Genomic DNA, 19,791 nt, shown 5'->3' on the forward strand with positions numbered 1-19,791 from the left:
TTACTTGTAGGGTAACAACATGACCAGCCGTTTTATGCTGATATTCGCCGCGATTAGCGGCTTTATCTTTGTGGCTCTGGGTGCCTTCGGCGCGCATGTCTTAAGTCAATCGCTCGGCGCGGCGGAGATGGCCTGGATCCATACCGGCCTGGAGTATCAGGCCTTCCATACCCTGGCGATTTTTGGTCTGGCGGTGGCGATGCAGCGTCGGATCAGTATCTGGTTCTACTGGAGCAGCGTGTTTCTGGCGTTAGGGACCGTGCTGTTCAGCGGCAGCCTCTACTGCCTGGCGCTCTCTCATTTACGCCTGTGGGCGTTCGTGACCCCGGTGGGCGGCGTGAGCTTCCTCGCCGGCTGGGTTTTAATGTTAATTGGTGCAATTCGTCTGAAACGTAAGGGCGTTGTTCATGAATAAGGTTGTCCTCTATTGTCGCCCTGGGTTTGAGAAAGAGTGCGCAGCAGAAATTACCGATAAGGCAGCCCGCCTTGAGGTGTTTGGTTTTGCCCGGGTCAAAGAAGACTCTGGTTATGTGATTTTTGAAGGCTATCAGCAGGATGATGGCGAGAAGCTGGTGCGCGATCTGCCGTTCAGCTCGTTGATCTTCGCCCGCCAGATGTTTGTGGTCGGCGAACTGCTGCGCGACCTGCCGCCGGAGGATCGCATCACGCCGATCGTCGGCATGCTTCAGGGCGTGGTGGAGAAGGGCGGCGATCTGCGCGTCGAGGTGGCGGACACTAACGAAAGCAAAGAGCTGATGAAGTTCTGCCGCAAGTTTACCGTGCCGCTGCGCGCGGCGCTGCGCGAAGCGGGCGTCCTGACCCGCTATGAAACGCCGAAGCGTCCGGTGGTGCATGTGTTCTTTATCGCCCCGGGCTGCTGCTATACCGGCTACTCGTACAGCAACAACAACTCGCCGTTCTATATGGGCATTCCGCGGCTGAAGTTTCCGTCCGACGCCCCGAGCCGCTCCACCCTCAAGCTGGAAGAGGCGTTCCACGTCTTTATTCCGGCGGACGAGTGGGACGAGCGCCTGGCGAACGGCATGTATGCCGTCGACCTTGGCGCCTGCCCGGGCGGCTGGACCTATCAGCTGGTGAAGCGCAACATGTGGGTCTCTTCGGTCGATAACGGTCCGATGGCCCAGAGCCTGATGGATACCGGCCAGGTGACCTGGCTGCGCGAAGACGGTTTCCGCTATCGTCCGAACCGCAACAACATCTCGTGGATGGTCTGCGATATGGTGGAGAAGCCGGCGAAAGTGGCGGCGCTGATGGCGCAGTGGCTGGTCAACGGCTGGTGCCGGGAGACCATCTTCAACCTCAAGCTGCCGATGAAAAAGCGCTACGAAGAGGTGTCGCAGAACCTGGCCTATATTCAGGCCCAGCTGGACGAGCACGGGATTAACGCCCAGATCCAGGCGCGTCAGCTGTACCACGATCGTGAAGAGGTGACCGTTCACGTGCGTCGCCTGTGGGCCGCCGTCGGCGGACGTCGCGACGAGCGTTAATCTCTCACCCTCAGGCCGGAGACGCGTGCTTGTCCTCCGGCCTTCGCCGCATGCTTAAGGCTGCGGCGCATCCGACACAATATGCGTCACGTCATCCAGATGACCAATTCTCGCCTCGCCGGAACGGTTGAACTTACTTTTATCGATCAGCAGCAGCGACTGCGCCGCCCGCTTAAGCAGGATCGATTTGAAGTCGGCATTGAACGCATTGGAGTCCCACAGCGCGCCCTGCGGGTCGATGCCTTCGCAGGAAAAAATAAACAGATCGATCTCCAGCGATTTCAGCTGGGAAATCAGCGCCGGGTTAACGTAGCAGCCATATTTCCGCTGCAGGGTGCCGCCGGAGCAGGTGAGGACGATCTGATCGCGTTTGGCCAGCTCCTGGCAGATGGGCTGGCTGTTGGTAAAAACGTGCAGCGGGCGGTCCGGCAGCTGGCGGGCGAGGTACCAGCAGGTGGAGCTGGCATCGAGGGCGATGACCATGCCTTCGTCAATCCAGGCCAGCGCTTCGCGGGCGATGTCGGCTTTATGCGCGTAATGGCTTTTCAGGCGCATGTGGAAAGGGTCGCCGCTGTCCTGGCTGCGCTGGTGGATCACTTTGGCCCGGCCGTGGTTGCGCAGCACTTTGCCCTGCGCCTGCAGCTCGCTGAGATCGCGGCGAATGGTTTCCCTGCTGACGTTGAGCTGTTTTGACAACGTTTCGGTGGTCAGGCTGCTGTGGTTGATCAGGAGATCGACGATCGCCTGCTGGCGGGCCGCTTTCATTTATTCTCACCCCATCATTGATTGAGCGTCTGCATCAGGCAGACGCTCCGGCATGAGATTACGGCGTGACTCCTTTTTTTAAAAGGATATTTCCGTACTTAGCGCACTCTCCTGTGATAACGATCGCAAAGGCTTTTTGCGCCCGGTCGTAGAAGGCGAAGCGGTCAATCCGCACGATGTCCGGGCAGGGGGCCTGCGCCGAGAGCGCCTGCCGATAGCGCTGTTCCACCGTCGGGTCGAGGGCATCGCCTTCGACGGCAGCCATCATCACCAGCGGCGGCGCGTAGCTGTCTAACTCGAACAGCGGGATAATCGCCTGCAGCAGGTCGCTGACCCGCAGGCCGTCGGCACGGATCACCTGCGGACCCATGCTGTGCGCCGGGAAGTGGGCATCGGAAAAAATAATTTCATCCCCATGGCCCATTTCGGCCAGCACTTTCAGCAGTTCCGGCGATATCAGCGGGGAAATGGTTTTGAGCATCTCAGGCTTCCTCTGTGAATTCAGGTTCAGTTTGCGGCCAAAAATAGCGGTAGCGGTACGCGACCTGCGCTCTGGCCTGCTCCGGCGAAGAGAACTCGCCCACGCCATACCAGCCAAACATCGCCGCGCCGGCCACCGTGGTTTCGGCATCGTCGAGCACTTTGATCGGTATTCCCAGCCGGTCGGCCTTGATCTGGTTCCACAGCGCGTTGCGGCTGCCGCCGCCGACCAGCAGCAGCTCTTTCGCCCGGAAGCGGCCGATGTTTTCCAGGGTTTGCAGATGCTGCGCCAGCTGGTCGCTTAACCCCTCCAGCGCGGCACGGTAAAAATGGCCGCGGGTGGTGTTGAGCGTGACGCCCTGCCAGCCGGCGTGCTGGCTGGCGAGCAGGTCGCACTGCATCCTGACGCCCTCGGCGCCGGGCGGGATCGCCTGGGCTTCGTCAATCAGAGTTTGCCACGGCGTGTCGGCGCTCCACAGCAGCTTACGCACCCATTCGAGCACGCCGGAGGCCAGCCACTGCATCCCCGGGTTATAGCGTCCCGGCTGGCTGTCCAGTTCGCAGGTGGAGCCGCTGTAGTCGCCGAGCAGCGAGGTGTCGACCTGCGCGCTGCGCACCATCAGGATCTCCCAGGTCCCGGAGGAGAGCACCGGCTCATCCTGCCCGGCGCCGGCGCCAAACAGGGCGAACTGGGTGTCGTGCCCGGCCGAGATAACCGGGATCCCGACGGGAAGGCCCAACAGCGCAGCGGCCTCCGGCAGCAGGGCGCCGATCGGCTGGCCCGCTTCTACCAGCCGTGGGAACAGGCGGCGCGGCAGGCCGGTCGCCTGCAGGATCGGCGCGCTGAAATCGCGCTGCCGGAGATCGAGCATCTGGCTGGTGCCCGCCATGGTGAGGTCGGTGGTGAACTCCCCGGTCAGCCGATGGTTGATCAGCGACGAAATGAACAGCCAGGCATGGGCCTGCGCCAGCAGCTGCGGGTGGTTCTCTTTCAGCCAGATCAGCTTATACAGGGTGTTGAACGCAAAGGCGCCGACGCCGGCGATTTGCTGCAGCTGGCGCGCGGGCATATACCGGCTGATGGTGTCCATCACCGCCGCGGTGCGCGGGCATTTCCAGCTGATGATCGGATACAGCAGCGCACCCTGCTCATCCACCAGCGCGCCATCGACGCCAAAGGTCGTGACGGCGATGCCGCGCACCGTGCAGGAGGCCAGCGGGTCGTGGATCTGCCGACAGCAATCGGCAAAGCGCTGCATAATGGCCTCCAGCGACCACTGGTGCCAGTCGCTGCGCTCGGCGGCGATGTCGCTGGCGTTTGCCGTGGCGGCGCGGGCGACAATGTTCCCCTGTCGGTCAACGGCCATCGCCCGCACGTTCGTGGCGCCGCAGTCGAGGACCAGGATAACGTCTTGCTTCATAGTGACTCCCGAAACAACATTGCCGAATGGCGCGGCGCTTATCCGGCCTACAAACAGCGCGCGTCTGTAGGCCCGGTAAGCCTGCGCCACCGGCTAAACCCACCAGTTAACGCTTATACAGCGGCCCGTAGTTCTGGCAGGCGCGATAGTCCTGGCCTTCGATGTCCATGCCGTGCGCGGCCCAGGCGGAGGGGCGGTAGATTTTCGCCGCTTCCACGTTGTGCATGCAGACCGGAATGCGCAGCATGGCGGCGAGGGTAATGAAATCCGCGCCGACATGGCCGATGGTCAGCACGCCGTGGTTGGCGCCCCAGTTGGCCATGACCGAGTACACATCGCTGAACGGGCCCTTGCCGGTCAGGCGCGGGGCAAACCAGGTGGTGGGCCAGGTGGAGTTGGTGCGGGCGTCGAGCTGGTCGTGCATCGCTTTGGGCAGCGCCACGCTCCAGCCTTCGGCAATTTGCAGCACCGGTCCCAGACCTTTGATGATGTTCACCCGGGTCATGGTGAACGGCACGCCGCCTTCGGTCAGGAAGCGGGAAGAGAAGCCGCCGCCGCGGAAGTATTCATGGATCGCCGGGCACCATTCGGTGGCCGCGAGGCAGGCATCCGCCTCGTTCTGTTCAATCTCCCAGTGAGGTTTCATCGTCGGGTTGCCCTGCGCGTCGCGCTGCTGGCAGGAGCCGTCCAGCGCCGCGGAGCCGGAGTTAATCAGGTGAATAATGCCGTGCTCCGCCCGGCCGGTGAGCGGCTGCCCGGTGACGCGCTCAACGGCGTCCGGCGACCAGTAGGTGCGCACGTCGGCAAACACCTGGGCGGTGCCGGTGAGCTGGTGGCCCATCAGCATGGCCACGCCGTTGAGGCTGTCGTTTTCGGTGGCGACGACGAACGGCTCGCGCACGCCGTTCCAGTCAAAAGAGCTGTTGAGCAGCGCTTCGGCGGTATCGCCATTGGGGTATTGATCGGTCCAGTGGCGCTGGCCCTGGAAGCCGGCGGCGATGGCGTTGTAGCCCAGCGACTCCTCCACCAGCCCTTTTTCCGCGAGCTTCGCGTTGCCCTGCATCATATCGCGGATGCACATCGCCATCAGCAGGCTCTCTTTCAGCACCGCGCGGCTCTGCGTTTCATTGCGCTTATACTGCTCGGCGTTCTGATCTTCGCCGTAGCGGAAATGTTTATCCGCCCACGCCAGCGCCATCTCCAGCTCGGTTTCATCATAGATTTTCTGATCGATTCGCCGGCGCAGCTCCGTCATGTCGACTGCCTGAACCTTCATCCCGAGCCAGGATTCAAAGAAGTTGTGGTCGACGATGGAGCCGGCGATGCCCATTGAGACGCCGCCCAGCGACAGATAGCTTTTCCCCTTCATACTGGCGACGGCCAGGCCGGCGCGAGCAAAGCGCAACAGTTTTTCTTCGACGTCCGCCGGGATGGAGGTGTCATCGGCATCCTGCACGTCATGCCCGTAGATGGAGAACGCCGGGATCCCTTTCTGGCTGTGGGCCGCCAGCGCGGCGGCCAGATAGACCGCCCCCGGACGTTCGGTGCCGTTAAAGCCCCAGATGGCCTTCGGGCGCAGCGGATCCATGTCGATGGTTTCACTGCCGTAGCACCAGCAGGGGGTGACGGTGATGGTGACGCCAACGTTCTGGCTGCTGAATTTCTCTTCACAGGCGGCCGACTCGGCCATGCCGGCGATGCAGGTATCGGCGATCACGCACTCCACCCGGGCGCCGCAGGCATGGCGCAGCTTCTCGCTGATAAGCGCGGCGGTGGCTTTCGCCATGTTCATGGTTTGCGCTTCCAGCGATTCGCGGACCCCCATGCGACGACCATCGATTACCGGGCGGATACCGATCTTCGGTAAGCTGATTTTTTTCATTACAGATCCCTCAGGTTATGCGGATAACAGGTTTAGTTCGTCGCCGCTTGCGAGCGGAAACGGGCAAAAATAAAGATGATGGCGAAGCACAGCGCCGGGACCAGCTCAGCGGTCGGGATATTGCCGGCGGCATCGCTGACAAAGCCCATCACCGGGGTGACGATCCCGCCGCCGATGATGGTCATGACGATAAAGGACGAGCCATATTTGGTGTCCTGGCCCAGCTGCTTAATCCCCAACGAGAAGATGGTCGGGTACTGAATGGACATAAAGGCGCTGCACAGGGTAAGGGCCAGCAGGCCGACGTGGCCGCCGCTGAAGGCGGAGAGCAAACAGAGCAGCATGGCGATAAGCGCATAGAAAGCCAGTACGTTATGCGGCGCGAAGCGGCGGATAAGCCAGGTGCCGGTGAAACGGCCAATGAAGAAACAGACCATGGTGCCGGTCAGGTAGTTGGCGGCGAAACCGGCCGTCATGCCCGGGATCTCTTCGACAGCGTAGCGAATCAGATAGCTCCAGCAGGCGGTCTGCGCGCCGACATAGCAGAACTGGGCCAGAACCGCCCAGCGCCAGTGGCGGATGCGCATCAGGCGCGACAGCGAGGCGAGAAAAGTGCTCTGCGCGCTGTCGCTGTGGTCATCGCTTTGCAGCGACGGGAAGCGGGTGCAGACGATCAGCAGGGCGACCAGCAGCACGATGGCCACGATAATCATATAGGGGGTTTGTACCGACAGAACCAGGCTGTGCTTCCAGGCGCCGAGCTGTTCTGGGGTCATGCTATCCAGCACCTCCTGCGGCTGATGCGGGACGTTGGACAAAATAAGGCTCTGGCCAAATACCACGGCGATAATGGCGCCAAATGAGTTAAAGGTCTGGGCCAGATTAAGACGGAAGTGACCGCCGCTTTCCGGACCGAGAACGGTGACAAACGGGTTGGCCGCGGTTTCCAGACAGCCAAGCCCGGCGGCGATAATAAATAATCCAATCAGAAATAGGGTGTAATTCATCACTTCGGCGGCAGGCCAGAACAGCGCGGCGCCGCAGGCATATAAAAACAGGCCAGTAAGAATGCCTGCTTTATAGCTGAATTTTTTCATCAGCATCCCGGCGGGGATGGGAATAACAAAATAGCCAAAATAAAAAGCTGACTGGATTAATCCGGCCTGAAAGTTAGTCAGCGTAAAGGCCTGTTGAAATTGCGGTAATAAAATATCATTAAGATTATTGGCCACGGCCCACAGAAAAAAGAGGGAGCATAGCAGAGCAAAAGGAATAATATAGCTCTTACTCTGCCCGCTCTCCATGGCGCGGTAACTTTGCGTTGGTATCGTTGTGTTTCCCATAGCGTCCTCATCAGTTCAGAAGCAGTTACAACAGCATTCAGGGCGCAGTCTGGTGCTGCAGCAGACCGCAAAATTAAGTGAGCTCAGGTGACGCGCCGGTGAGTGAAATGAAAGTCACGGCGGAACTCATGGCTTCATTTTCAAATAAAAACCGCCTGTTAATATGATGAGGGTCACACTTAACGCTCTGCGGACCATTTTATGTGATAATTGTCACTTTAATTTTTCAAAATCGCTGACCGTTTGAGAAAATAAATTCACAAAACCACAACGCCAATGACCGATTGAATATATATCGTGGAAAACGGGCAAATGTTACAGGAAAATAAAATGCCCGCTTGATGGAATATTTTTAAGAACGGGCATTTTAAATGGTCGATTAACCAGTCTGATCTCTTTTTTTAGGGCGGAATAATTGACGTGGTTCACAAAATATGGCGATGAAAATTCCCCTGTGATTATTCAGGCTGAAGATGGAGAACATTATTCAACCTATCCCACGGTAGCCGACAATAATTGCGTTGCCCTGCCGTTGACGGATGATGAGTCGCCAAAAGAGGAAAGCAATGGAAAGAAACAGACTGGCCCGGCAGATTATCGATACCTGCCTGGAAATGACCCGCCTGGGGTTAAATCAGGGGACCGCCGGCAATGTCAGCGTGCGCTATCAGGGGGGGATGCTGATCACGCCCACCGGCATCCCGTATGAAAAACTGACGGAAGAGAAGATCGTCTTTATTGATGCCGATGGCCAGCATGAGCAGGGAAAACTGCCCTCCAGCGAATGGCGTTTCCATCAGGCGGCCTACCAGACGCGGCCCGATGCCCAGGCGGTGGTCCACAATCACGCTGTGCATTGTACGGCGGTGTCGATCCTCAACCGGCCCATTCCGGCCATCCACTATATGATCGCCGCGGCGGGCGGGAATTCGATCCCCTGCGCGCCCTATGCCACTTTCGGCACCCGCGAACTGTCTGAGCATGTCGCGGTGGCGCTGAAGCACCGCAAAGCCACGCTGCTGCAGCATCATGGCCTGATCGCCAGCGAGGCCAGCCTGGAGAAAGCGCTCTGGCTGGCGCATGAAGTGGAAGTCCTGGCCCAGCTCTATCTCAGCACGCTGGCGATTACCGACCCGGTACCGGTGCTGGATGACGAGGCGATCGCCATCGTGCTGGAGAAGTTCAAAACCTACGGATTACGCATTGAAGAGTGATGCCGCAACGCTAACAGGAGAGACGCGATGGCAAACCGAATGATCCTCAACGAAACGGCGTGGTTTGGCCGGGGGGCGATAAACGCATTAACCGATGAAGTGCTGCGGCGCGGTTATCGCAAGGCATTGATCGTGACCGACAGCACCCTCGCGCAGTGCGGTGTAGCGGCAAAAGTCACTGACAAACTGGACGCCGCCGGGCTGGCATGGGACATGTTCAGCGACGTGATCCCCAATCCCACCATCGCCGTGGTCCAGCAGGGGCTGCAGGCCTTTCAGCGCAGCGGGGCGGATTACCTGATCGCCATCGGCGGCGGTTCGCCGCAGGATACCTGTAAGGCGATCGGTATTATTCAGCGTAACCCGGCGTTCGCCGATGTCCGCAGCCTGGAGGGGCTGTCGCCCACCCGTCAGCCCAGCGTGCCGATCTTCGCGGTGCCGACCACCGCGGGTACCGCGGCGGAGGTGACGATTAACTATGTCATCACCGATGAAGAACAGCGGCGCAAGTTTGTCTGCGTCGACCCGCACGATATTCCGCAGGTGGCCTTTATCGATGCCGATATGATGGACGCCATGCCGCCGGCGCTGAAGGCGGCGACCGGCGTCGACGCCCTGACGCACGCTATCGAAGGGTACCTCACCCGCGGCGCCTGGGCTTTGACCGATGCGCTGCACCTCAAAGCCATCGAGATCATCGCCGGCGCGCTGCGCGGCTCGGTTGCCGGAGACGCCGGAGCAGGGGAAGCCATGGCGCTCGGCCAGTATGTGGCGGGGATGGGATTTTCCAACGTCGGGCTTGGCCTGGTGCACGGCATGGCGCATCCGCTCGGCGCTTTCTACAACACGCCGCACGGTGTGGCGAATGCCATCCTGCTGCCGCACGTGATGCGCTTTAATGCTGAGGCGACCGGGGAAAAATATCGCGATATCGCCAGGGCGATGGGCGTCAGGGTGGAAGCGTTAAGCCTGAGCGCCGCGCGCCTGGCGGCGGTGGAGGCGGTCTGCCAGCTCAACCGTGATGTCGGTATTCCCGGCCATCTGCGCGAGGTGGGCGTCAGGAAAGAAGATATTCCGGCGCTGGCCCAGGCGGCGCTGGCGGATGTGTGTACCGGCGGCAACCCGCGCGAGGCGAGCCTGGCTGATATCGTCGGGTTATATCAGGCTGCCTGGTGAGGGGCCGCCCCGGCCGAAGCAGGCGGTGCCGCCGCGCCGGCGCCGCGCTCGGGTAGGGTCAGCGCGTCAGCCGCAGCTGCTGCAGATTGCCGTCCAGCTGTAGGTCGGTCTGCAGGCGGGCGACTTCCCGGCAGGTGAAGGCCATGTCCTGATGCGTTGCCAGCTTTTTGCGCCACTTTTCCGGGACCTCGGCCAGGCGGGCATACAGCCCCTCCAGGTCCTGGAACTCGTTCAGCAGCTGGGCGGCGCTTTTAGGGCCAATGCCCGCTACGCCCGGCACCTTCGAGCTGCTGATCCCCGCCAGCCCCCAGTAATCCGCCAGCTGCTCCGGGGTGACGCCGAACTCGCTGGCGATGAAGGGGGCGTCCAGCCAGCGCTTCTGAAAGTAGTCGCGGATGCGGATGGTGGGCGACAGCAGCTGGCAATAGCCTTTGTCAGTGGAGACAATGGTGGCCTGATGGCCCGCCTGGGCCACCTTCACCGCCAGGGTGGCGGCGAGGTCGTCCGCTTCGCTGCCCGGCGAGGCCCAGCAGCGGATCCCCCGCTGCTCGAAGGCGGCCCGCAGCGCCGGCATCTCGGCGACCAGGGTCTCCGGCATCGGCGCGCGGCCGGCTTTGTACTCCGGCAGGCGCTGGTGGCGCCAGCCGTGGGCGCGATCCTCATCATCAAACACCGCCACCGCGTGGGTGGGCTGACTATGGACGATCAGCTGCTCCAGCGCATGCAGGCAGGTATCGACGCAGGGCGAGCCCTGTACCGCGTGGATGCGGCGGATCAGATTTAACGCGTCGACGATTAACAGATGAACAGCCACAGATACCCCCTTATTCTCAGCGCCTTTAGGGTAACATCGCCATCGGATCGAGGCTATCTGCGCCTGAACAATCAGGAAGATAACGCGCAAATTTCGCTAACTGACCGCCATCAGCGGGCTGATGACGCCGGGCGCGGGTTCGCCGTACCACACCGCCTCCCGCACCGGGACCGGTTTGGCGATAAGTCCGAGGGCATAAAAGCGATCGGCGATGGTCTGCTGGGCGCGGATCACCGACAGATCCATCGGCCGCGGGCGATGGCTGCGGCGGGCGAGGGCGATGCGTAGCGACCGGGCGTCAATCCCCAGCTCTGCTGAGAGTAAGCGGGCCGCTTCGCCACGATGCGAGTCGATAAATTGCCCGGTGTGGGTCAGCTCCGTCAGCAGACGGCGCATGATATCGCCATGCTGAGCGAGGTAGTCCCGTCGCGAAAGATAAAACTGATGGTTGTTGACCCGTCCTTCGCCGCTGGCGACCACCCGCAGCTCGCCGGTGTGTTCGGCGTCGCTGAGCAGCGGGTCCCACATCATCCAGGCGTCAACTGCCAGGTAGTCGCTGGCGGTCAGCGGGTATTTCGGCGGGGTATAGACTACCCGCACGTCGTTCAGCCCCAGCCCGGCGTCCTCGAGGATCTGCAGCAGCAGCCAGTGGACATTCGACCCTTTATTGAGCGCGATGCGTTTTCCGCGCAGATCGCTGAGCTGGCGGATGTCGCTCTCCTGCGGGACGACCATCGCCACGCTGCGCGGCGCCGGCGGCTCCCACGCCACGTACATCAGTTCGCTGTTGTTGGCCTGGGCAAACACCGGCGGCGCTTCCCCGGTGGTGCCAAAGTCGATCTCGTTGCAGGCGAGGGCGTGAAGGAGCTGCGGTCCGGCGGGAAACTCACTCCATAGCACGTTGACGCCGAGGCTGGCGAAGGCAGTCTCCAGACTCTGGCGGGCTTTCAGGATCCCGAGGCTGCCGAAGCGCTGGTAGCCAATACGCAGTTCGCGATCTGTCCCGGCCGCGCTGGCGAACGCCCGCGGCGGCGCAGGGGGACGGCGACGGCTTTTGATGAGCCCGAGGTTAGCGAGCTGGGTGCGCAAGGTATGCCGACTGATCCCCAACAGCGCGGCCGCCTGGCTCTGGTTATCGTCGCAATGCGCCATGGCGTGGCGGATCAGGGCGCTGGTCACCCGCTGCCACAGCGGCTCGCCGGGAAGCGCCAGCTGGTGGCGAATAAAATCGTCCAGTTCATGATCGCTCGCCGGCGACGGGGCGTCGTTGAGCGTCGCCAGGCGCAGCTGGGCGGGGCTAATCTCCTCCTCTTTACTGAGCAGCACCGCGTTGTGCAGGGTGTTTTCCAGCTCGCGAATATTGCCCGGCCACGCATAGTCCATCAGCCGGGCCAGCGACTCAGGCGCCAGACGCAGGGTTGGCCGGCCGAGCCGGCGGGCATAGAGCGATAAAAAGTGGTGCGCCAGCAGCGGGATATCCTGCCGACGCTGGCGCAGCGGCGGCAGCGGCACCACCGCGATATTCAGCCGATAGTAGAGATCCTCGCGAAAGCGGCGCTCGCGGATCGCCTGGGCCAGGTCGACGTGGGTGGCGGCAATCACCCGGACATTCACTTTAATCGCTTTGCGTGAGCCGACGCGGGTAATTTCGCGCTCCTGCAGCACCCGCAACAGCTTGACCTGCAGCGGCAGGCTTAATTCGCCGATCTCGTCCAGCAGCAGCGTCCCCCCTTCCGCAGCTTCAAACCAGCCGGGCTGTCCCTGCTGCGCGCCGGTGAAGGCGCCTTTCTCATGGCCGAACAGTTCGGCTTCGGCAAGACTCTCAGTCAGCGCGCCGCAGTTAACGGCCAGAAACGGCTGCTGGCGGCGGGGGCTGTGGTGATGGAGATAGCGCGCCACCACCTCTTTGCCGGTGCCGGTTTCGCCCACGATCAGCACGGTAGCCTCCGTCGGCGCGAGCTTGTCCAGCAGGCTCTGGAAAGCCTTCGACGCCGGGTCGATCAGCGCGGGCGCGGTGGAAGGGGATTCTGGGTTCAGCATGGCGGGCCTCCGGTCGTTGACCTGCTGAACTTATCCTGCGGCGGCGGCGGAAACCAGAGGGGGAAAGGTCGGCAGCTGTTGCAAATGCGCCAGCGGATGCGCGGCGGCTGCGGGATTTGCAACAGCGCGGCGCGGCGAAGTCTTTTTCAGTCCATTGATTTTAAAGAATTAATTTTTTATTCACCATTGGCATGATTATCGCTAACACTCATATAACCAAATTAAAACATCTCTTCGATAAATATCGGATATGGTTATATAGGAAATAGATAATGACGCAGCAAGCTCCCGACAAGATCAATGTCTTCTGGTTCTTACCTACCCATGGCGATGGCCGCTATCTGGGCACTACCGAGGGCGGACGTCCGGTTGATTTACCTTATCTGCAGCAGGTGGCGCTGGCGGCCGACAGCCTGGGCTATTACGGCGTGCTGATCCCCACCGGTAAAAGCTGTGAGGATTCGTGGCTGGTGGCCTCGGCGCTGGCGCCGTTGACCCGCCGTCTGCGCTACCTGGTGGCGGTCAGACCGGGTCTGCAGCCGCCCACTTTGGCGGCGCGGATGGCGGCCACCCTCGACCGTTTATCGGAAGGGCGGCTGCTGATCAACGTCGTCACCGGCGGCGACCCGGTGGAAAACAAAGGCGATGGCATTTTTCTCAGCCACAGCGAACGCTACCAGGTGACTCGCGAATTTCTCGATGTTTACTCCCGCCTGCTGCGCGGCGAGAAAGTGGACTATCACGGGGAGCATATTCATGTCGAGGGGGCGGAGGTGCTGTTTCCGCCGGTTCAGGAGAATGGCCCGCCGCTGTACTTCGGCGGCTCTTCTGAGGCAGCTATCGATGTGGCGGCCGAACAGATCGACAGTTATCTGACGTGGGGCGAACCGCCGGAACTGGTGGCGGAGAAGCTGGCGGTGGTGCGTGAGCGCGCCGCGGCCCGCGGACGCACCCTCGAGTACGGCATTCGTCTGCACGTCATCGTGCGCGAAACGGAAGAAGAGGCATGGGCCGCCGCCGACCGGCTGATCGCCCATCTTGACGACGACACCATCGCCCAGGCGCAAAAGATCTTCGCCCGCATGGACTCGGCCGGCCAGGCGCGGATGAGCGCTCTGCATCAGGGATCGCGCGATAATCTGCGTATTGCCCCTAATCTGTGGGCCGGCGTCGGGCTGGTGCGCGGCGGCGCCGGAACCGCGCTGGTGGGTAATCCGCAGCAGGTGGCGGAACGTATCCGCGAATATCAGGCGCTCGGCATCAGCAACTTTATCTTTTCCGGCTATCCGCATCTGGAAGAGGCGCACCGCTTTGCTGAGCTGGTGATGCCTCTGCTGCCGCTGGAAAACGCGGCCTCGTCGAAGGCGCGCAGCGTGAACACCGGTCCCTTTGGCGAAACCATCGGCGGCGATAAGCGCCCGGTGCGCCAGGTCAGCGCCAGCTGATGGCCCGGAGCGCGACCATGAGACAGCATACCGGAGGAGGGCAGCGATGAGTGCAGAACCGCATATCGTGATTATCGGCGGCGGCTTCAGCGGCGCGGCGGTGGCGATTGAGCTGCTGCGCCTGGCGCCGGACGGGGTGCGCGTGACGCTGCTGGAGCCGCGCCAGACTCCCGGCGCCGGGGTGGCCTACTCCACCGCGGAGCCGACGCACCGGATTAACGTCCCGGCCGCCCGTATGCAGCTGACCGGTGATGAAGAGGGCGCCTTCGATCGCTGGTACCGACGTCAGCCTGCCTTTGCCGTCGATGCGCAGGCGCTGCGTCCGGACGGTTCCGTCTATCCTCAGCGCGGCCAGTTTGGTCGCTATGTGGCACAACGTTTTTCCGACGCCGCGGCAGCCAGCGGCGGACGGCTTCGCCACCTGCGCGATCGGGCGCTCGCTTTTCATCAGGGGACGGTGACCACCGACGGCGGCCTGCAGCTTAAGGCCGACCTGCTGGTGCTGGCGATCAGCCATCCACCGCCTTCGCTGCCGGCGCAGGCCGAAGCCTGGCGTCACCATCCGGCGTTGATTGCCAACCCGTGGCAGCCCGGCGCGCTCGACGCCATCGCCCCGCACGCCCGGGTGGCGGTGATGGGCACCGGATTAACCATGGCCGATACGGTCGCGACGCTGGACCGGTTGGGCCACCGCGGCAGTATCGTCGCCTTTTCGCGCCACGGCCTGCTGTCGCGCGGCAACCTCAGCGGCGCGGGAGCAGCCTGGCCTGGCGACTATCAGCAGGGCAGCCTGCGTCAGCGCCTGCGCCAGATCCGCCTCGACGTGGCGTATGCGGCGCAGCAGGGGCTGAGCTGGCAGGTGGTGCTGGATGCGGTCCGCCAACAGGGGCAGCGGATCTGGCAGGCGCTCAGCGACTCAGATCGCCAGCGTTTTCTGCGCCATCTGCGCCATTACTGGGATGTCCACCGCTACCGCGTGGCGCCGCAGGTCGCCGAGGTGCTGGAGGCGCGCCAGCGCACGGGCTGTCTGCAGGTGCAGGCGGCCAGGCTACTGTCGATGAGCGGCGAAGGCGAGACGCTGCGGCTGACGCTGGAGCGGCGCGGCGGCGGCGTGCAGACGCTGAGGGTCGATCACCTGATCCTGACGACCGGACCCGCGCACCGCGACCTGACCGATAGCCAGCCATTTTTACAGGACCTTGCCCGCCGCGGCCTTATTCGCGCCGATGCCCTCGGCATGGGCCTGGAGGTGGACAGCCGTTCCCGGGCAGTGGCTGAGCCGTACGTTGAGGCGCCGCCGGTGCTGGTGGCCGGTCCCGCCGCCCGCGGGCGTTTTGGCGAACTGATGGGCCTGCCGCAGGTAGCCGACCATGCCGCTGACGTGGCGGCGCAAGCGTTACTCACGCTCGGGATCCCGCAGGACTCCCGATGTCCAGCGTACTGAATACCTCCCTTTACCTTCCCTGATTCATTTTGCCGCGTGCGCCCCGGCGACGGGTCGCGCTATGGAGATTGCTATGTCATCACAACGTGAAATTCGTCTTAACGCTTTCGATATGAACTGCGTCGGCCATCAGTCGCCGGGCCTGTGGGCGCATCCCCGGGATCGCTCCTGGCAGTATAAAGATCTGGAGTACTGGGTGGATCTGGCGCGACTGCTGGAGCGCGGCAAGTTCGACGGACTGTTTATCGCTGACGTGCTTGGCGTCTACGACGTGCTGAACGGCAGCGGCGACGCGGCGATCCGCCAGGCGACGCAGGTCCCGGTCAACGATCCGCTGGCCCTGATCACCCCGATGGCGCTGGTGACGGAGCATCTGGGCTTCGGCCTGACCGCTTCGCTGTCGTTTGAGCATCCTTATCCCTTCGCCCGTCGTCTGTCGACGCTCGACCATCTGACCAAAGGGCGGGTGGGCTGGAACATCGTCACCTCCTATCTGGAGAGCGGGGCGCGCAATATCGGCCAGCAAACCCAGACCGACCACGACACCCGCTATGACTATGCCGATGAGTATTTGCAGGTGATCTACAAACTGCTGGAGGGAAGCTGGGAGGACGGGGCGGTGCTGCGCGACAGAGAGCGCAAGATCTTCAGCGATCCGCGGAAAATCCATCCCATAAACCATCAGGGACAGTTCTTTTCCGTGCCGGGTATCCACCTCTGCGAGCCATCCCCGCAGCGCACGCCGGTGCTCTATCAGGCGGGAGCGTCCAGCCGCGGCAAACAGTTCGCCGCCGGCCATGCTGAATGCGTCTTCGTGGCTGCGCCGTCGAAGGTGCTGCTGAAGAAGACGGTGGCGGATATTCGCCGCCGGGCGGCTGAGGCGGGGCGTGATCCGCACAGCATTCTGATCTTTAACCTGCAGACGGTGATTGTCGGCGACACCGACCGCGAGGCGCAGGCGAAGTGGCAGGAATATAAGCAGTACGTCAGCTATGAAGGCGCGCTGGCGCTGCTCTCCGGCTGGACGGGGATCGATTTCGGCCAGTATCAGCCGGATCAGGTGCTGAAGTACCTGCACACCAACGCTATTCAGTCGGCGGTGGAGGCCTTTTCCACTGCGGACCCGAACCGGCAGTGGACGGTGCAGGCCCTGGCCGATTGGGCCGGTATCGGCGGCTTCGGCCCGCTGGTGGTCGGCAGCGCGCAAACCGTGGCCGACGAACTGCAGTCCTGGGTCGAAGAGACGGACGTCGATGGCTTTAACCTCGCCTATGCCGTCACTCACGAAACCTTCCGCGACGTCGTCGAGCTGCTGGTGCCTGAGCTGCAAAAGCGCGGCGTCTTTAAGCAAGAGTACCGCGAGGGGACCCTGCGCGAAAAACTGTTCGGCGCCGGTCCGCGTCTGGCCGCGCCTCACCCCGGTGTCAGCTACCGTCGCGATGCGCGCACGGCGGCCTCGGTAGAGGAGAAGGTGACATGATCGCTATCGATGACCTGCATAAAAGCTACCGCACGGCGGATGGCCGGCTCAGCGCGGTGCTGAAAGGGCTGTCGCTGCAGGTACCTGAACGCTCCATCACCGCGGTGGTGGGGCCGAGCGGCGCCGGTAAATCAACTCTCGCGCGCTGCATCAGCCTGCTGGAGCGCCCGGACAGCGGCAGCATTCGTATCAACGGCCAGGATCTGTCGGCGCTGTCCGGCGAGGCGCTGCGCCGGGAGCGGCGGGCGATTGGCACCGTTTTCCAGTCCTCCGCACTGCTGAGCCGCCGGACCGCCTGGGAGAATATCGCCCTGCCGCTGGCGTGGCTTGGCGTGGTGGAGCGCGATATCAAGGCGCGGGTTGGCGAGCTGCTGGAGAGCGTCGGCCTGAGCCACAAAGCGGATGCCTGGCCGGCCCAGCTCTCAGGCGGCCAGCGCCAGCGGATCGGCATTGCCCGCGCGCTGGCGCTGCGCCCGTCGGTTCTGCTGGCGGATGAAGCCACCTCCGGGCTCGATCCTCAGGCCACGGCCTCGGTGCTGGCCCTGCTCAAGCGACTGCGCGACGAGTACCAGCTGGCGATCGTCCTGATCACCCATGAAATGGACGCCGTGCGCACGGCGGCGGATGCGGTGGCGGAGATCCGCGACGGGACGATCGTCCAGTACGGGCGGATCGAAGATCTGCTGGCGCGTCCCGATTCTCTGCTTGGCCAGCAGCTGTTGCCGCTGACGCCGGCGGCAGCGGCCCACAGCGATCTGCTGCTGCGTCTGAGCTACCGCTGGGATGTACCGGTGGCTACCGACTGGATCAGCCGCCTGAGCCAGCAGTGGGCGCTGCAGATCGATCTCCTTGGCGGCCACGTCGAGGTGATTAACGGTCGGCTGGCCGGTCGCCTGCAGGCCGGAGTGCGCTTTCAGGGCGAGCGCCTGTCGCCCGCGCGACTGCAGGACCTGTTGGCGCAGCTCGGCGTGACGGCGGAGATCCTCGACAGCGCGCCGTTGCTCAGGGAGGCGGTATGAAACCGACAGTCATCAGCCAGGACACCCCCTGGGGCGAAATTCCTTCGCTTCTGCTCCCCGCCTATGGCGAAACCTGGCTGATGGTGGCCATTGTCATGCTGTTTGTCGTCACTCTGGGAGGACTGGTGGGGGTAGTGTTGTTTAACGCCTCGCCGCGGGGGTTATTTCCGCACGCGTTGCTGTACCGGCTACTGAACTGGGTGGTCAACATGGGACGTTCGCTGCCGTTTCTGGTGCTGATGGCCGCCATTATCCCGTTCACTTACTGGCTGACCGGAACCACGATTGGCATCCCCGCCGCGGTGGTGCCGATGATTGCCGCCGGCGTCCCGTTCTTTGGCCGTCTGGTGGAGAACGCGCTGCGCGAGCTGCCGGCGGAGGTCACCGCGGTGGGCGTCGTTTGCGGTGGGTCGCGCTGGCAAATCATTGCCAGCGCGCAGCTCAGTGAAGCCTTGCCCGCGCTGGTGGCGGCGGTGACGCTAAACCTGGTCTCGATGATTGAGTATTCGGCTATCGCCGGGACCATCGGCGCCGGGGGCATCGGCTACCTGGCCGTGGTGTACGGCTATCAGCGCTTCGACAACCACATCATGATCGCGACAATCGTTGCCCTGATCGCCACGATCCAGTTGATTCAATTTTTGGGTGACCGCCTGGTCAACCGTTTACGCCACACTCAGGGGAACCTTGTATGACAACAGAGCAATTTGAGTTACGTAAAGCACGGCGCTGGCCCTGGCTGGCGGCGCTGGCGGTGATTATCCTGCTCGCCATCGCTTTCTGGTGGTGGCGGGGGCATACCCAAAGCCAGCAGGTGGTCTTCGGCAGCACGTTAAAAATTCACTACGAGCCGGCGATGGCCGGCGAGCAGCGGATCATTGAGTATATTAATCAGCATATTGCGCCTGATTACGGCCTGAAGCTGGAGGCTGTGGGGGTGCAGGATCCGGTACAAGCTGACCGCGCGGTAGCGGAAGGACAGTATGCCGGGACGATCTATCAGCATCAGTGGTGGCTCAAGCAGGTGGTGGACGCCAACGGCTTTGCGTTGTCGACTACGGTGCCGGTGTTCCAGTGGGCGTTCGGCATCTATTCCGACCGCTTCTCGTCGGTACAGGCGTTGCCCAATGGCGCGACCATCGTCGTGCCTGACGACGGCGCCAATCAGGGGCAGGCTCTGTGGCTGCTGCAGCGCATTGGGTTGATCTCGCTCGACCCGGCGGTGGAGCCGCGCACGGCGAAGCTGAAAAATATTGTCGGCAACCCGCATCAGTTTGTCTTTAAAGAGCTGGATCTGCTGACCATGCCGCGGGCGTTAAATTCGGTGGATGCCGCCATCGGCTATGTCTCGCAATTTGACGCCGGGAAAGTACCGCGTGAGAAAGGCATATTATTCCCGCCGGCGCCGCGCACCTTTGCTTCTCAATTAGTGATTGGTACACCGTATTTATCACAGGAAAATATCGTCAAATTAAAACAGGCTTTTTCTGACCCGCGGATCCAGACGTGGTTAAAAACCACCGATGACCCGCTGGTAAAAGATGTATTAGTTCCGGTATCGGCGGAATAATCGTCCTGCACGACGTCTATTTTCGTTGTTATTTATTTCCCTTGAGGATGCGCGAAAGCGCGTCCTTTTTGTGCTGGTGTTTTAAATTAACTTATTGATTATGTTGATTTTAATAGCATGATTTGTTGTTTTGATTGTCGCCGCTCGAGGTTTATAACCGCTGATGACCTGCACAAAATAATAAGGTGAA

At 62.1% G+C, this 19,791-nt stretch carries 18 protein-coding genes; 11 read left to right on the top strand and 7 right to left on the bottom strand.

Annotated elements, in window-relative coordinates:
- The first annotated feature begins 19 nt into the window (after positions 1-19).
- Positions 20-415 carry a DUF423 domain-containing protein gene (locus LGM20_RS05035; protein ID WP_002915543.1) on the top strand — a complete coding sequence of 132 codons (396 nt, stop codon included), beginning with the start codon at positions 20-22 and terminating at the stop codon, positions 413-415.
- Complete coding sequence (gene rlmM, locus LGM20_RS05040) at positions 408-1,508, top strand: 23S rRNA (cytidine(2498)-2'-O)-methyltransferase RlmM (RefSeq protein ID WP_023290861.1); 1,101 nt, start codon at positions 408-410, stop codon at positions 1,506-1,508. Before LGM20_RS05035 ends, rlmM begins: the two co-directional genes overlap by 8 nt.
- 54 nt (positions 1,509-1,562) lie before the next feature.
- On the opposite strand, the gene fucR is transcribed toward rlmM, so the two are convergent.
- From fucR to fucP, 5 genes are all read right to left on the bottom strand, one after another.
- The gene (gene fucR / locus LGM20_RS05045) at positions 1,563-2,273 is read right to left on the bottom strand and encodes an L-fucose operon activator (protein ID WP_044524562.1); all 711 of its coding nucleotides are present in this window, start codon (positions 2,271-2,273) and stop codon (positions 1,563-1,565) included.
- Between the two features lie 58 nt (positions 2,274-2,331).
- Entirely contained in the window at positions 2,332-2,754 is a 423-nt protein-coding gene (fucU, locus tag LGM20_RS05050) for an L-fucose mutarotase (RefSeq protein ID WP_017899197.1), read from the bottom strand.
- A gap of 1 nt (position 2,755) precedes the next feature.
- The gene (gene fucK / locus LGM20_RS05055; protein WP_044524560.1) at positions 2,756-4,174 is read right to left on the bottom strand and encodes an L-fuculokinase; all 1,419 of its coding nucleotides are present in this window, start codon (positions 4,172-4,174) and stop codon (positions 2,756-2,758) included.
- 106 nt (positions 4,175-4,280) lie between these two features.
- Positions 4,281-6,056, bottom strand: coding sequence for an L-fucose isomerase (fucI, locus tag LGM20_RS05060; protein ID WP_023290857.1), 1,776 nt, complete (start codon positions 6,054-6,056; stop codon positions 4,281-4,283).
- 32 nt (positions 6,057-6,088) lie between these two features.
- Positions 6,089-7,399 (bottom strand): L-fucose:H+ symporter permease, encoded by a 1,311-nt coding sequence (gene fucP / locus LGM20_RS05065; protein ID WP_044524559.1) that lies wholly within the window; start codon positions 7,397-7,399, stop codon positions 6,089-6,091.
- 566 nt (positions 7,400-7,965) lie between these two features.
- Here fucP and fucA point away from each other — a divergent pair.
- Both fucA and fucO read left to right on the top strand, forming a co-directional pair.
- Positions 7,966-8,613, top strand: a complete 648-nt coding sequence (gene fucA, locus LGM20_RS05070) for an L-fuculose-phosphate aldolase (protein WP_044524558.1) — start codon at positions 7,966-7,968, stop codon at positions 8,611-8,613.
- Between the two features lie 27 nt (positions 8,614-8,640).
- A complete protein-coding gene (fucO, locus tag LGM20_RS05075; RefSeq protein WP_044524556.1) occupies positions 8,641-9,789 on the top strand; it encodes a lactaldehyde reductase in 1,149 nt (382 codons plus the stop codon).
- 58 nt (positions 9,790-9,847) lie between these two features.
- Here the strand turns inward: fucO and xni are convergent, their stop codons facing one another.
- Both xni and LGM20_RS05085 read right to left on the bottom strand, forming a co-directional pair.
- Positions 9,848-10,603 (bottom strand): flap endonuclease Xni, encoded by a 756-nt coding sequence (gene xni / locus LGM20_RS05080; protein WP_044524555.1) that lies wholly within the window; start codon positions 10,601-10,603, stop codon positions 9,848-9,850.
- Between the two features lie 96 nt (positions 10,604-10,699).
- Positions 10,700-12,643 carry a sigma-54-dependent Fis family transcriptional regulator gene (locus LGM20_RS05085; RefSeq protein ID WP_044524554.1) on the bottom strand — a complete coding sequence of 648 codons (1,944 nt, stop codon included), beginning with the start codon at positions 12,641-12,643 and terminating at the stop codon, positions 10,700-10,702.
- Between the two features lie 78 nt (positions 12,644-12,721).
- Between LGM20_RS05085 and LGM20_RS05090 the strand changes: the two genes are divergently transcribed.
- The 7 genes from LGM20_RS05090 (at position 12,722) to LGM20_RS05120 (ending at position 19,601) form a co-directional block, all read left to right on the top strand.
- Positions 12,722-12,838: a hypothetical protein gene (locus tag LGM20_RS05090; protein WP_032428970.1), complete on the top strand. Its 117-nt coding sequence runs from the start codon at positions 12,722-12,724 to the stop codon at positions 12,836-12,838.
- A 77-nt stretch (positions 12,839-12,915) separates the two neighbouring features.
- Positions 12,916-14,088, top strand: a complete 1,173-nt coding sequence (gene ssuD, locus LGM20_RS05095; protein WP_023290851.1) for an FMNH2-dependent alkanesulfonate monooxygenase — start codon at positions 12,916-12,918, stop codon at positions 14,086-14,088.
- 46 nt (positions 14,089-14,134) lie between these two features.
- Entirely contained in the window at positions 14,135-15,532 is a 1,398-nt protein-coding gene (locus LGM20_RS05100; RefSeq protein ID WP_044524553.1) for an FAD/NAD(P)-binding protein, read from the top strand.
- 73 nt (positions 15,533-15,605) lie between these two features.
- Complete coding sequence (locus tag LGM20_RS05105; RefSeq protein ID WP_023290849.1) at positions 15,606-17,012, top strand: LLM class flavin-dependent oxidoreductase; 1,407 nt, start codon at positions 15,606-15,608, stop codon at positions 17,010-17,012.
- Positions 17,009-18,031 (top strand): methionine ABC transporter ATP-binding protein, encoded by a 1,023-nt coding sequence (locus tag LGM20_RS05110; protein WP_044524550.1) that lies wholly within the window; start codon positions 17,009-17,011, stop codon positions 18,029-18,031. Before LGM20_RS05105 ends, LGM20_RS05110 begins: the two co-directional genes overlap by 4 nt.
- Positions 18,028-18,726 carry a methionine ABC transporter permease gene (locus LGM20_RS05115; RefSeq protein WP_008806263.1) on the top strand — a complete coding sequence of 233 codons (699 nt, stop codon included), beginning with the start codon at positions 18,028-18,030 and terminating at the stop codon, positions 18,724-18,726. Before LGM20_RS05110 ends, LGM20_RS05115 begins: the two co-directional genes overlap by 4 nt.
- Positions 18,723-19,601 (top strand): MetQ/NlpA family ABC transporter substrate-binding protein, encoded by an 879-nt coding sequence (locus tag LGM20_RS05120; protein WP_023290846.1) that lies wholly within the window; start codon positions 18,723-18,725, stop codon positions 19,599-19,601. Before LGM20_RS05115 ends, LGM20_RS05120 begins: the two co-directional genes overlap by 4 nt.
- The last annotated feature ends 190 nt before the right edge of the window (positions 19,602-19,791 follow it).

Source organism: Klebsiella quasipneumoniae subsp. quasipneumoniae (assembly GCF_020525925.1).
Classification (GTDB): domain Bacteria; phylum Pseudomonadota; class Gammaproteobacteria; order Enterobacterales; family Enterobacteriaceae; genus Klebsiella; species Klebsiella quasipneumoniae.

Bases quoted from the DNA above. Each gene is read 5' to 3' on its own strand.
- LGM20_RS05035 (WP_002915543.1), top strand. From the start codon at position 20: ATGACCAGCCGTTTTATGCTGATATTCGCCGCGATTAGCGGCTTTATC.
- fucP (WP_044524559.1), bottom strand. From the start codon at position 7,399: ATGGGAAACACAACGATACCAACGCAAAGTTACCGCGCCATGGAGAGC.
- LGM20_RS05120 (WP_023290846.1), top strand. From the start codon at position 18,723: ATGACAACAGAGCAATTTGAGTTACGTAAAGCACGGCGCTGGCCCTGG.
- fucK (WP_044524560.1), bottom strand. From the start codon at position 4,174: ATGAAGCAAGACGTTATCCTGGTCCTCGACTGCGGCGCCACGAACGTG.
- LGM20_RS05110 (WP_044524550.1), top strand. From the start codon at position 17,009: ATGATCGCTATCGATGACCTGCATAAAAGCTACCGCACGGCGGATGGC.
- fucR (WP_044524562.1), bottom strand. From the start codon at position 2,273: ATGAAAGCGGCCCGCCAGCAGGCGATCGTCGATCTCCTGATCAACCAC.
- LGM20_RS05100 (WP_044524553.1), top strand. From the start codon at position 14,135: ATGAGTGCAGAACCGCATATCGTGATTATCGGCGGCGGCTTCAGCGGC.
- fucU (WP_017899197.1), bottom strand. From the start codon at position 2,754: ATGCTCAAAACCATTTCCCCGCTGATATCGCCGGAACTGCTGAAAGTG.
- LGM20_RS05085 (WP_044524554.1), bottom strand. From the start codon at position 12,643: ATGCTGAACCCAGAATCCCCTTCCACCGCGCCCGCGCTGATCGACCCG.
- LGM20_RS05105 (WP_023290849.1), top strand. From the start codon at position 15,606: ATGTCATCACAACGTGAAATTCGTCTTAACGCTTTCGATATGAACTGC.
- fucA (WP_044524558.1), top strand. From the start codon at position 7,966: ATGGAAAGAAACAGACTGGCCCGGCAGATTATCGATACCTGCCTGGAA.
- fucI (WP_023290857.1), bottom strand. From the start codon at position 6,056: ATGAAAAAAATCAGCTTACCGAAGATCGGTATCCGCCCGGTAATCGAT.
- LGM20_RS05115 (WP_008806263.1), top strand. From the start codon at position 18,028: ATGAAACCGACAGTCATCAGCCAGGACACCCCCTGGGGCGAAATTCCT.
- fucO (WP_044524556.1), top strand. From the start codon at position 8,641: ATGGCAAACCGAATGATCCTCAACGAAACGGCGTGGTTTGGCCGGGGG.
- rlmM (WP_023290861.1), top strand. From the start codon at position 408: ATGAATAAGGTTGTCCTCTATTGTCGCCCTGGGTTTGAGAAAGAGTGC.
- ssuD (WP_023290851.1), top strand. From the start codon at position 12,916: ATGACGCAGCAAGCTCCCGACAAGATCAATGTCTTCTGGTTCTTACCT.